The organism is Microbacterium sp. MAH-37, from assembly GCF_009758255.1.
Classification (GTDB): Bacteria; Actinomycetota; Actinomycetes; order Actinomycetales; family Microbacteriaceae; genus Microbacterium.
Genome location: NZ_WSEN01000004.1, coordinates 101,585 through 114,042, shown reverse-complemented (window position 1 = coordinate 114,042; position 12,458 = coordinate 101,585). Strand labels below are relative to the sequence as shown.

The following is a 12,458-nucleotide window of genomic DNA, read 5'->3' as shown; positions in this document are numbered from 1 at the left end:
TCTTATAACATGTCCGAGAACGAAACTCCCCTGAACACCCTCTCCTTCACGGTGTCGGGCCGCGTCGCGCGTCCGGCCGCCGAGGTGTACGAGGCGGTCGCCGATCCGGCGCAGCTGTCGCGATACTTCACGACCGGGGGCGCCCGCGGGCGCCTCGAGGCCGGCGCCGATGTCACGTGGGACTTCGCCGACTTCCCTGGCCGGTTCCCCGTCGAGGTCGTCGAGTCCGTGCCGCACGAGCGGATCGTCATCGAATGGGATGCCGCACCCGACTCGACTCCCACGGGACGGACGCGCACCACGTTCACGTTCACCCCGATCGACGAGGGCGCACGCACGCTCGTCACCATCACCGAGGAATCGTGGAGCGCGACGGATGCCGGCGCCAAGAGCGCCTTCGGCAACTGCGAGGGCTGGACCGGCATGCTCGCCGCGCTGAAGGCCTGGGTCGAGCACGGCATCAACCTGCGCGACGGCTTCTACGCCTGAGGCGGGTCATCGGCACCCCGCGCCCCGACCGGCATCCGCCCCGTCGCGCATCGCGCCCCCTCTGCGTTCCGGTCTCACTCGATGCGGGTGTGCGCGGCCATGCACCCGCATCCGTTGAGACCGGAGCATCCTGGGCACCCGCATCCGTTGAGACCGGAGCGGGACGGGCGCTCAGTCCTTCGGGTACGCCACGTACGCGAACGAGCGCGAGTCCGGTGCCCAGCTGTTCACGTTGATCGTGCCCTGCCCGCCGAGCAGGGGGATGCGGGCGAGCGGCGTGCTCCAGCGCGCGGTGTCGACGACGACGAGCGAGACCGGCAGGTCGGCCGGATGCCCCTCGGTGCCCGCCGGGTACTCCAGGTAGACGGCGCGCGTGCCATCGGGCGACAGGTGCGGGAACCAGTCCACCGTGTCGCTGCGATGCACTCGCTCGACCTCGCCGCGCGCGATACGCGCGAGCTGGGCGTACCCCCACCGCTCGGTGTTGAAGTACAGCCAGTGGCCGTCCGGCGACCACTCCGGCCCGTCGACGTGCCCTGGCCCGGTGTCGACGACGGTCACGCGACCGCCGGATGCCGGGATCAGCGCGAGCCGTCCCGGTCCTGATCCGTCCATGCGCACGAAGGCGAGCAGCTCGCCGTCCGGTGAGATCCCGTGCAGGTAGTGGCGGACGCCGTCCTCACCGGTGATGCGGGCGACCTGGCCACCGCTGAGCAGCCCGCGGTAGATGTGGCCGTCCTCGGCCGAGAGGTACACGGCGGGTCCCGCCGGGTCGAGGACGTGGTCGTTGTTGATCGGCGGCAGCCCAGCGAACGCGATCGGATGCGGTTCGGCATCAGGTCTCAGCCGCCACAGCATCCCCTCGCCGTTCAGGTACAGGCTTCCGTCGCGTCCCCAGTTGGGCGCTTCGAACAGGACCTTGTCGGATGTCGCGACAGGGCGCGACTGCGCAGCATCCAGGTCGTGGATCTTGACCTCGCAGCGCTGGCCCTCTGCAAGAACGCGGTAGTCCGGCATCCGATGCCTCCTGTCCCGTGGTCAGGATAGACCCTTCAGGTCAGATGATTGAATGTGCGTGAGTTGATTTGTTGAGATCACTAACGATCATGCCTACACTTCGGGAAAGCCCATTCCCACTTCAGGAGGCCGATGATGTCCCCCCTTGAACTCCCCCGTCGCTCGTTCCTCGCCCTCCTCGGAGCCGGCGCACTGGTCGCAGCCGGCACGCAGCCCGCCGCGGCGAGCAGCGGCCGCGGCAGCCTGTTCACCGCTGCGTCCGATGACCCGCTCGCCGCGCTCATCGAACGGCGCCGGATCATGCTCGCCGGCGACGGCAGCGCGGCCTCCATCCCCGCACTCGCGGAGGTGCTGAAAGACATGAGCGCTGCGGCCGCGGCCAGCTGGCAGGGCATGGTTCGCCCCGCGACCGCGCCCGGCATCTGGGCCGATCTGCCGCTGACGACCGTGACGGGCACCGCGCGCTCGGGCAACATGGGCGTCACGTTCGACCGGCTGTTCGGTCTCGCGCTCGCACATGCCACCGCCGGAGTCGACCAGTACGGCGACGCGACCCTGGCATCCGACATCTCCGACGCACTCGCCTGGCTGAGCGTCAACGTGTACGCCCCGGGCAAGTCGCCGGTCGGCAACTGGTGGTTCTGGGAGATCGGCGTGCCGCGCAAGGCCGCCGACATCCTGGTCCTGCTGCACGGATCCGTGCCCGCCGAGGTGCGCACCGCACTGATGGCCGCCGCACGCTACTTCACGCCCGACCCGAACTGGCGCGGCCGGGGCACGAGCTTCGCCGAGACCGGCGCGAACCGCACCGACAAGTCGCTGTCCTGCATCCTCCGCGGCGCTCTGGACGGGCGCCCGGACGAGATCGCGCTGGCTCGCGACGCCCTCAGCGACACCGTGCGCGCCGGCAGGAACAGCGTGTTCGGCTACGTGACCAGCGGCGACGGCTTCTACACCGACGGCTCCTTCGTGCAGCACACCTATCTGCCCTATGTCGGCACCTACGGCGTGGTGACGCTGGGCGGCATCGCCGAGATCTTCGGCCTGCTCGGCGGCAGTCCATGGGATGTCACCGATCCGAAGAAGTCGGTGCTCCTCGACGCCGTGGAGGCCGCATACGCCCCGTTCATCTGGAACGGTCGGATGATGGACGCAGTGCGCGGCCGGGCGGTCTCACGGCAGAAGGCCCCGGACTACGTCGACGGCGCGGCGGCCCTCACCGCGATCCTGCTGCTGGCGCCCGGCGCCGGTGAGCCCTATCGCACTCGCTACCTGTCGCTGGTGAAGGGCTGGCTGCAGCGCTGCGACGAGACGCTGTTCGGCCTGCCTTCGCAGACCGTCGCGAAGTCGCTGCTGGTCACGTCCGCGCTCGCGGACGCCTCGATCGAGCCGGCCGCCGCGCCGGTGTACACGAAAGCGTTCGGCGACCAGGACCGCCTCGTGCACCACCGTCCGGGCTTCAGCTCCGTGGTGAACGTCTCGTCGAAGCGGATCGGCCGTTACGAGTGGGGCAACAAGGAGAACAACGTCGGCTGGTACCAGGGCGACGGCCTGACGTTCTTCTACACTCCGGCCGATCCCGGCCAGTACAGCGCCGACTTCTGGCCGACGGTCGACCCGTACCGCCTGCCCGGGACCACGGTTACGGCAGAGCCGCGAGCGAACGGAGCCGCGGACGGCACCGGCATCCCGCGGGCGTACCAGGCGTTCGCGGGCGGTCTCGCGCTGGACGATCGCTGGGGCATCCAAGGCATGGACCACCTCAACCACAACCGCACACTCAGCGCGCGCAAGTCGTGGTTCTTCCTCGACGACAAGGTGGTCTGCCTCGGCGCGGCGATCGCCTCGACCACCGACTTCGACGTGTTCACCACCATCGAGAACCGCTCGTTCGCCCCCGGGTCGGTGACCGCCCTGCGCACCGACAACCGCAACCGCGAGATGGCGGCCGACGGAGACGCCGTGAAGGTGCGCCGCAACGTGCACATCCCCGGTCACGGTGGATACGTGTTCCTGCAGGGCGAGAACGTGAGCGGTGACATCGACGTGCGGATCGTGCGGCGCACCGGTGACTGGCGAACCGTCAACTCGGGCTCGGACACCGGCGGCGACGACGTGGCCAGGACCCGCGACTACGTCACGATCACCCACGCCCACGGCACGACCCCGACGGCAGGCGGCTACGCGTACATGGTGCTGCCGAACGTCGCGCACTCCGTCACGTTCACCGAGTCGGATGCCCCGACCGTGGCCGTGCTGGCCAACAACGCCACCGCGCAGGTGATCGGCGTGGCCGGGCAGGGACTCACCCTGGGCAACTTCTTCGGCGCCGGCTCGGCAGCCGGTGTGACGGCGAGCGGGCCATGCTCGGTCGCCGTGCGCACGGATGCCGGTCGCACGACGGTCGCCGTCTCCGATCCGAGCCGTACCCAGGCGACCGCCCGGATCGAGCTCGCGGATGTCAGCGGAACGGTGGTGGAGGGTGACGAGGGCGTCACCGTCGTCTCGGCCTCGCCGCTGACGCTGGAGTTCGCTCTCGACGGGCACGGCCACGCGAAGCGGGTCGTGCTGGGCTGACGGCTCGGGACAGCACGCATCGGGGGCGGGGTCATGACGACCTCGCCCCCGATACTTGACCCTGACACCGTGGGAGACGGGAGAACAGACACATGCTGTCCATCGGAGCGTTCGCACAGATCGGCCAGGTGACCCACCGCATGCTGCGGCACTGGGACACCGAGGGTCTGCTCGTGCCCGCCCACGTGGACGAGTTCAGCGGCTACCGCTCTTACGATCCGTCGCAGCTCGCGACGCTGCACCGGATCGTCGCACTGCGCCAGCTCGGGTTCGGGCTGGACGACGTCTCCTCGATCCTCGAAGAGGGCGCCTCCGCCGAACGGCTCGCAGAGCTGCTCGGCGAGCGTCGCGCCGAGGTCGAGGAGGAGCACCGGATCGCGGCCGCGCGACTCGTCGACGTGGAGCGGAGGCTCCGGCTCATCACCGAGGAGAACCACATGTCCCGTATCGAGACCATCGAGAAGTCCCTGCCCGCCGTCCGCCTCGCGGCACGCACCGCCGTCGCCCCGGACCAGCCGTCGGTCGGCCCGCTCGTCGGCCCCCTGTTCGATGCCGTGGCCGACGCACTCGCACCCACCGGTGCCCCGTTGAGAACCCCGATCGCCACATATGAGGCACGGGAGGACGGCACGCACATGGTGGTCGGCTTCGCGTACGCCGGTGACCCCGTCGAGGGCGTCGAGATCATCGAGCTGCCGGCCGTCGCATCCGCCGTCTGCGCCGTGCACCTCGGCACGATGGACGGCATCGCCGACAGCTGGATGGCGCTGCACGAGGAGATCCTGGGCCGCGGCTCCGTGCCCTCCGGCCCGTGCCGCGAGCTGTACCTGCGGTCGGAGTCCGAGGACCAGCGCGACTGGGTCACCGAGCTGCAGCAGCCCGTGGCATCCGCCTGACGGTTCTCTCCGCTCCGGTCGGCGCCGAGAGCGAACCACTTGCAGATGGCGGACGGATCGACGGATGGCGGACCGGAATCCGGCGTGTCGTCCGCCGGATGCAGATCGGTCCGCCATCTGCAAGGCCGCGGACGCCGGATGCCGGACGCCGGACGCCGGACGCCGGACGCCGGACGCCGGATGCCGGACGCCGGCCTACCGCAGCGGATCGAACGGCTTGATCGCCGGGTCGACGCGGCCGGTCACGATCTGCTCGGCGAGCAGCTTGCCGGTGACAGGGCCGAGCACGATGCCCCACATGCCGTGACCGCCGCCGACGTACACGTTGGGGGCCTTGGTCGCACCGACCAGCGGCAGCCCGTCGGGCGTGACCGGACGCGAGCCGACCCACTCGTCGTGACGGTCGTCGAGGTCGACGCCGGTGAACATCTCGCGCGCCTGCTCGATGATCGCCTGGATCCGGCGGTGCTGGAACGGCTCGTCGGGGCGACGGAACTCCATGGTGCCGGCGATGCGGAACCGGCCCTGGTACGGCGTGCACGCGATGCGCTGGTACGGCAGGTACACCGGATGCTCCTGCGTCTTCTCGGTCTCGACGGTGAAGGAGTATCCGCGGCCGGCCTGCACACGGGTGCGCACGCCGAGCTTGCGGGCCAGCTTCGGCATCCACGCGCCGGTGGCGATGACGACCGAGTCGGCCTCCATGCGCTCGCCGTTCGAGAGCAGCACCACGGGCTTGCGAGTGGATGCCACGTCCATCACCTCGAGGCCGGTGATCAGCGTCGCGCCCCGCGCGACCACGGCGGCACCGAGCGCCTCGACGTAGGGCGCCGGCTCGAGGAAGCGCTGGTTGTCGAGGCGGTAGACGACCTTCACGGCATCCGACAGCACCGGCGCGAGGTCGGTGGGCGTGTCGAGGCGCTCCATCGGCACGTCCTGTCCGTGCCGCACGACACCGGCGACCTCGTGCAGGAAGCCCTTGGAGTGCGCCTCCTCCTTGAAACCGATCACGAACGGACCCTCGCGTGTCCAGGCGTCGACGCCGCCGGCCTGCAACTCGTCGAACCCGGCGAGCGCGATCTTGTCGATCGGCGTGAGGTCGGCCATGGTCCTGTCCCAGGCCCTGTTCGTACCGTGGGCGGCGAACTGCGCGAGGAAGGTCCACAGCCCGGCATCCACCCGGAACGGCACGTGCAGCGCGGCATCCGGGTCGAGCAGGGCCTTCGGCCCGTAGGTCCACAGGGAGGGGTCCGCCAGCGGGATCGTCTTACCGGGGGTGAGCCAGCCGGCGTTCCCCCAGGACGAGCCGGCGGCGACGCCGACCCGGTCGATGACCGTGACCTCGACTCCGCGCTCCTGCAGATGCCAGGCGGTGGCGAGACCCACCATGCCCGCTCCGATGACGATCGACCGCGACATTGCGTACTCCTTCTCTCACCAGAGATTATGAGGATTCCGAGGACGTCTATGGAGGCTTGTCGAAGATTCTTCGTAGGATGCTGTTGAACCTGCCGGAAACTGCGCGTCGGAGCGAGGAACTGCCCATGCCGGAGATCGAATCCTCGGGACCCCTGGATGCCGTCGACCGCACGCTGCTGTCGGAGCTCAGCCGCAACGGCCGCATCTCGAACACCGAGCTCGCTGCGCGGGCCGGGATCGCCGAGTCGACGTGCCTGAAGCGGGTGCGCGCGCTGCAGGCCCGCGGGGTGATCGTGGGCTTCCACGCGGAGATCTCACCGGCGGCGATGGGACTGCACCTCGAGGCGCTGATCACCATCCGGCTGCACGCGCACGCCCGCGGAGACCTTCGCCGGTTCCAGGCCTACCTGGAGGATCTGCCCGCGACGCAGCGGGTGTACTTCCTCGCCGGCGATCGCGACTTCATGGTGCACGTCGCGGTGGCGGATGCCCCGGCGCTGCGCGAGCTGGTGTCCGACACGCTCAGCCTGCAGCCCGAGGTGGCGTCGACGAGCACGTCTCTGATCTTCGCGCAGGCCGCCGGCAAGCGCGGGCTGTAGCCGCATCCCCCTGTGGGGAATGTCGCGGATAGCCGCATCCGACGCCGGGAAGCGGCCAAAAGGGACATTCCCCAGGGCCGGAGGCCGCATTCAGTCCGCGATGCGGACCTCGTAGCCCAGGGCCTCCAGCTCGGCGCGGGCGGACTCCGGCGCCCCGGCATCCGTGATGATCGTCGAGAACAGCTCGGAATCGCCGACGGCGGCGAAGGTCTCGACGCCGATCTTCGACGAGTCTGCGACGATCGCGGCACGGCGCGAGCGCTCCGCCATGATGCGGTTCACGTCGGCTTCGGCCTCGTCGTGCGTGGTCGCGACACCGGCCGGCGACAGCCCGTTGATGCCGATGAACGAGATGTCCAGCCACAGCCCCTCGAGCAGCTGCGCGACGAAGGGCCCCACCAGTTCGTAGCTGCGCGAGCGGATGACACCGCCGGTCACCACGACCTTGATCTCGGGGCGCATCGCGAGCTGCGCCCCGATGTTCACCGCGTTGGTCACGACCGTCAGGCCGTGGTCGGCCAGGTCGTCGCGGGCGGCGAGTGCCGCGGCGATCGCCGTGGTCGTGGTGCCGCCGGACAGGCCGACGACCGACCCCGGCGCGACGAGAGCGGATGCCGCAGCCGCGATGCGCTCCTTCTCGTCGGTGCGCAGATGGCTCTTGTACCGGATCGGCAGCTCGTAGGCGACGGACTGCGCGACCGCCCCGCCGTGGGTGCGGGTGAGCAGCCGGCGCTCGGCGAGGCTGTCCAGGTCGCGTCGTGTCGTCGCGGCGGACGCCCCGAATCGTTCCACGAGCTCTTCGACGCTGACCTCGCCCTGCTCGCCGAGCACTTCGAGGATCGCGTTCAGACGGGCGGCGCGGTTCATGGGGTCTCCTTGGCGTCAGGCTCCAGGGCGAAAAGTCGCAGCATCCGCGCGGCCTCCGCGGCCACGGCATCCCGTGCCGGTGAGATGTACTTGCGCGAGTCGACGAGTCTCTCGTCGGCGGCGAGCCGCTCGCGCACCGCGCGGGTGAAGAAGCCGTTCAGGTGCGTCGAGACGTTGATCTTCGTCATGCCGGCTCGGACCGCGTCGGTGATGACGTCGTCGGGGACGCCCGACGACCCGTGCAGCACCAGCGGCACATCGGTCGCGTCCCGACCGCATCCCCGCAGCGCCTCGCGCAGGCGCAGGATGAGGTCGAGGTCGAGGGATGCCGAGCGGTCGAGCATCGCGTGCGACGAGCCGACGGCCACGGCCAGCGCGTCGACACCGGTCTCGGCCACGAACGCGCGGGCCTCGTCGGGGTTTGTGCGGACGCCTGGGGCGTGCGCGCCGTCCTTGCCGCCGACCTCGCCCAGCTCGCCCTCGACGTACACGCCGGCGGCGTGCGCGCGGTCGACGACGGCGGCGGTCAGCGCGACGTTCTCGGCGTACTCGAGCTTGCCGCCGTCGAACATCACCGAGCCGAACCCGAGGTCGATCGCCTCGTGCACGAGCTCGGGCCGCTCGGCGTGGTCGAGGTGCACCGCGACCGGCGTCTCGGCGCGGCGGGCGAGCGCGAGCGTCGCCAGCGCGATCGGCTCGAGACCGCCGTGGTAGTCGGCGCAGTTCTGCGAGATCTGCAGGATCACCGGGAGCGCGGCACGGGCGGATGCCTCCACGAGCGCCTCGGCGGTCTCGAGATGGATCACGTTGAAGGCCCCGATGCCGTTGCCGTTCCAGGCGGCATCCGTCACGAGGTCGCGGGCGGAGACGAGGGTCATACTGTGTCCTTCGCTTCGGGCGAGACTTCCGTCTGTGCACCAGACGTCGCGTCGGCAACGGGTTCTCGTGCGGGGAGAGAAGTCTCGCGGGTGATGATGACGGCGGCCTCGAGGTCGGGCCAGGACGGGTGGATGTCGCCGGCGAGCGGCATGAGGACGGCGGCCGCAGACCACGCGGTCGCGCGACGCAGGATGGCCTCGGGGTCGCGGATGCCCTCGGCGAGCAGCACAGCGGCCGCGGACACCGCCGCGTCACCGGCACCGGTCGGGTTCCCGGCGAGGGCATCCGGCAGGCGGGCGGAGATCACCTCGAGGCTGTCGGATGCCACAGACGAGACCCCCTGGCCACGGCGCGCCGCGGAGCGGCCCTCCGGCACCAAACCGGACGATCCGTGGTCATCGACCGGCGCGACGGCGGCGACCGAGGACTCCGCGAACGCGTCGGATGCCACGGACGAGAGTTCCTCGTCACGGCGCGGCGCGACCTGACCCTCCGAAACCGGACCGGACGATCCGTGATTCCCAACGGCCCCGGCACTGTCGGCGGAGACCGCGAGCATGCCCTCGGCTCCGCGGGAGAGCAGGATCAGCGAGGCACCGCGACGCAGCAGCTCGCGTGCCCCCTCGATCGGATCGGCGATGCCGGTCGCCTCCGCCAGCTCGGCCGCGTTCGGCTTGAGCACGTCGGCACCGGCATCCGCCGCGCGCAGCAGTGCAGGGCCGGACGTGTCGGCGACCACGATCGCGCCGGCCTCGCGGCCGAGGGCGATCAGCGACGGCAGCAGATCGTCGGGGGTACCCGGCGGGACGCTGCCGGAGATCGCCAGGACCGGGGGTGTCTGCCCCGCTCCGGTCGCAGAAGCTGTCGGTTTCGACGCGTCGGAACGACGAGAAGCGCGACCTGGACGAGCAGCCGAGCTCAGCGCGCCGGCCACCGCGTCCCGAAGGGCCTGCCACTCGGCATCCGTCGGGGCGATGCCGCGCTCGTTCACGATCGTCGTGTCGCCGAGCGCCTCGTCGACCAGCGCGATGCTGCGCCGGGTCGCGGCGACGACCGGCACCAGTACGGCGGGCACGCCGGCGGCGGTCAGTTCGGCCCGGAACTCCTCGCCTGTCGCACCGCCCGCCGTGGTCACGGCGATGACATCTGCCCCGGCCGCGTGCGCCACCCGGGCGACGTTCAGCCCCTTGCCGCCGGCGCGCACGGCGCCGGCATCCGCTCGGTGCGTGCCGCCGGGCACGATCTTCTCGACGTGCCAGGTGAGGTCCAGCGCGGGGTTCGGAGTGACGGTGACGATCATGCGGTCACCACCGCCCGACACACCTGCACGACGCGGGCCGGGCACGCGGGTACACCTGCACGGTCCGGGAACAGCTGCACGACGCCCGCCCGTACCCGGACCGCGCATCCGTGCCCGGGCGAGGCGATCATGCGACCACCCGCCGTGCGCGCAGCGCGGAGCCGAGGATGCCGGCGTTGCCGGAGAGTTCGGCCGGGATCAGCACCGGGATGCGATGGAAGCTCAGCCGTGCGGCCAGCCGGGCGCGCAGCTCGTCGAACAGCGCGCCGCCGGCCCGCGAGAGCCCGCCGCCGATCACCACGGCCTCGGGCGCGACGACCGCGGTCAGCTGGGCGATCGACATCGTGAGCGCGTCGAGAGCCTCGTTCCAGATCTGGTCCGCCACTGCGTCGCCTTCGACGGCCCTCGCGATGACCTCGCGGGCGCCGTCCACCTCCACGCCCGTCGCCTCCTCGTACCGCCGGGCGATAGCGCCGGCCGATGCGACCACCTCGAGGCATCCGCGGGCTCCGCACGGGCAGGGCCATTCGCCGATGGGGGAATGGCCGATCTCGCCCGCGTAGCCGCCACCCGTGTACGGCACGCCGTCGACGAGGATCGTGCCCGCGATGCCCGTGCCGATGATGATCGCCACCGAATTGGGATAGTCCCGAGCGGCGCCGAGCATGTACTCGGCCCAGCTCGCCGTGCCCACGTCGTGGTCGAAGGCCACCGGCAGCCCGAAGCGCTGCTCGGCAAGCATCCGCAGCGGCGCGTTCCGCAGGCCGAGATTGCTGGAGAACACCGCCACCCCGGCATCCGCGTCGACGATGCCGGGCACGACGAACCCGACGGCCTGCGGCACGATCTCCGGATGCTGCGCGCGCAGAGCGTCGCCCAGTTCGCCGATGCGCTCCACGAGGCGCGCGGGCATGTCGTCACCGGCATCCGGTGTCGGCGTGCGCCGCAGGCCGACGGCGTTGCCGTCGGCGTCGAAGAGCGCCGACTTGATGTCGGTGCCGCCCACGTCGAACGCGAGCACCGGAGCACCGGCGCCGATCGATGCGGCGCGGGCGAGCCGCTCGCCCGATGCGTCGGAGACGACGTCCGGGATGCCGGCATCTGTCGGCGCATCCGGACCATCTGTCTCCGCATCGGCGCGTTCCGCCTCGACACGCCGAGCGCGCACCGGATCATCCGTGGCTGCCGACGCATCGGCCAGGGGAGCATCTGCGCCGGAGCCGGCCTTCCCGGCCGCATCCGACCCCGCAGCCGAACCGCGCGCGGACACCGACGCGTCGCTCGGAGACTTCGCGTTGCGTGATTCCACCGGGATCTCCGGACGATCCGGGGCGCCGGCGGCGTGTCCGGCCGGGACACGCCGCTCGGACGCCGAATCGTCCGTGGAATCCCACCGCGGATCGGATCGGGGGTCGGGAGAAGCCATGATCAGTCGTCGAGGATGACGGAGCGGGTCAGGTTGCGCGGCTGGTCGGGGTCGAGACCCTTCGCGACGGCGCGCTCCAGGGCGACGTTGTGCAGGCGCACCAGGTCGGCCATCGGGTCGATCGGATGCTGCACGAACCGGGCGCCCGTGGCACGGACCTGCGCCTCGAGGCCGTCGGGCACCTGCCCGAAGGCCCAGGTGATGCGGCCGGGGGCGGCGATCGCGATCGGCCCGTGGCGGTACTCCATCGCGGAGTACGACTCGGTCCAGGACTGCGACGACTCGCGCATCTTCAGACCGGCTTCGTGCGCCAGGCCGATGGTCCAGCCCATGCCGAGGAAGCTGTACTGCTCAGCCGCACCGAGCGCCGGGTCGGCCGCCGCCGCATCGGACAGCACGCCGGCGGCGTCGGCGATGGCGCGGTCGAGCGACTCGCCCAGCGAGGCACGGAACAGCGCCAGCGCGGTGGTCGCGAACCGGGTCTGCACGACCGACTCCTCATCGGCGAAGGGCAGCCCGATCACGGTGTCGGCCAGGTCGACCAGCGGCGAGGTGGTGTCGCCGACGACGGCGATCACCGGAGTCTTCCCCTTCACACGCTCGGTCAGCTCGAGCACCTCGGTGGTCGTGCCGGAGCGCGTCAGCGCGACGATGGCGTCGTAGTCGCGTGCGAACGGGAACTCGGATGCGGTGAACGCGTCGGTCTCGCCGTGGCCGGCGGCCTCGCGCAGCGCGGCGTAGGACTGCGCCATGAACCAGCTGGTGCCGCAGCCGACGACGGCCACGCGGGCACCCGATGCCGGCAGCAGCGACTGCTCGTCACGCATAGCTGCGGCACGGGACCAGGTCTCAGGCTGGGAGAACAGCTCGGTGCGCATGTGCGCGCCGGCGGCGGGGGTCTCGGTCATGTCTGCCTCCTCAACGGCGATCCACTGCCCAAGCTCGTGCAGTTTTATGATCGTTTTTTGCAAGTTACGCTCATGATACTG

Annotated in this window: 11 protein-coding genes; 4 read left to right on the top strand and 7 right to left on the bottom strand. The window is 70.8% G+C overall.

Translation table 11 applies throughout. From position 1 onward, the window contains the following. Positions 1–9 precede the first annotated feature (9 nt). Entirely contained in the window at positions 10–489 is a 480-nt protein-coding gene (locus GON06_RS03960; RefSeq protein ID WP_157311014.1) for an SRPBCC domain-containing protein, read from the top strand. A gap of 171 nt (positions 490–660) precedes the next feature. On the opposite strand, the gene GON06_RS03955 is transcribed toward GON06_RS03960, so the two are convergent. Further along, a complete protein-coding gene (locus GON06_RS03955) occupies positions 661–1,506 on the bottom strand; it encodes a PD40 domain-containing protein (RefSeq protein WP_157311012.1) in 846 nt (281 codons plus the stop codon). A gap of 135 nt (positions 1,507–1,641) precedes the next feature. Between GON06_RS03955 and GON06_RS03950 the strand changes: the two genes are divergently transcribed. Both GON06_RS03950 and GON06_RS03945 read left to right on the top strand, forming a co-directional pair. Then, positions 1,642–4,083 carry a polysaccharide lyase 8 family protein gene (locus GON06_RS03950; RefSeq protein ID WP_157311010.1) on the top strand — a complete coding sequence of 814 codons (2,442 nt, stop codon included), beginning with the start codon at positions 1,642–1,644 and terminating at the stop codon, positions 4,081–4,083. 92 nt (positions 4,084–4,175) lie between these two features. Then, positions 4,176–4,979, top strand: coding sequence for a MerR family transcriptional regulator (locus tag GON06_RS03945; protein ID WP_157311008.1), 804 nt, complete (start codon positions 4,176–4,178; stop codon positions 4,977–4,979). Between the two features lie 195 nt (positions 4,980–5,174). Here GON06_RS03945 and GON06_RS03940 read toward each other — a convergent pair whose 3' ends face one another. Continuing rightward, positions 5,175–6,398, bottom strand: coding sequence for an NAD(P)/FAD-dependent oxidoreductase (locus GON06_RS03940; RefSeq protein WP_157311006.1), 1,224 nt, complete (start codon positions 6,396–6,398; stop codon positions 5,175–5,177). Between the two features lie 125 nt (positions 6,399–6,523). Here GON06_RS03940 and GON06_RS03935 point away from each other — a divergent pair, with 125 nt between their 5' ends. Then, positions 6,524–6,997 carry an Lrp/AsnC family transcriptional regulator gene (locus GON06_RS03935; protein WP_157311004.1) on the top strand — a complete coding sequence of 158 codons (474 nt, stop codon included), beginning with the start codon at positions 6,524–6,526 and terminating at the stop codon, positions 6,995–6,997. Between the two features lie 90 nt (positions 6,998–7,087). Here the strand turns inward: GON06_RS03935 and GON06_RS03930 are convergent, their stop codons facing one another. The 5 genes from GON06_RS03930 to GON06_RS03910 form a co-directional block, all read right to left on the bottom strand. Next, positions 7,088–7,864: a DeoR/GlpR family DNA-binding transcription regulator gene (locus GON06_RS03930; RefSeq protein ID WP_157311002.1), complete on the bottom strand. Its 777-nt coding sequence runs from the start codon at positions 7,862–7,864 to the stop codon at positions 7,088–7,090. After that, the gene (locus GON06_RS03925; RefSeq protein ID WP_157311000.1) at positions 7,861–8,742 is read right to left on the bottom strand and encodes a class II fructose-bisphosphate aldolase; all 882 of its coding nucleotides are present in this window, start codon (positions 8,740–8,742) and stop codon (positions 7,861–7,863) included. Before GON06_RS03925 ends, GON06_RS03930 begins: the two co-directional genes overlap by 4 nt. After that, a complete protein-coding gene (locus tag GON06_RS03920; RefSeq protein ID WP_157310998.1) occupies positions 8,739–10,043 on the bottom strand; it encodes a 1-phosphofructokinase family hexose kinase in 1,305 nt (434 codons plus the stop codon). Before GON06_RS03920 ends, GON06_RS03925 begins: the two co-directional genes overlap by 4 nt. Positions 10,044–10,170: 127 nt before the next feature. Beyond that, positions 10,171–11,352, bottom strand: coding sequence for an ROK family protein (locus GON06_RS03915; protein ID WP_332837143.1), 1,182 nt, complete (start codon positions 11,350–11,352; stop codon positions 10,171–10,173). Between the two features lie 119 nt (positions 11,353–11,471). Continuing rightward, entirely contained in the window at positions 11,472–12,377 is a 906-nt protein-coding gene (locus tag GON06_RS03910; protein WP_157310995.1) for an SIS domain-containing protein, read from the bottom strand. Positions 12,378–12,458 lie beyond the last annotated feature (81 nt).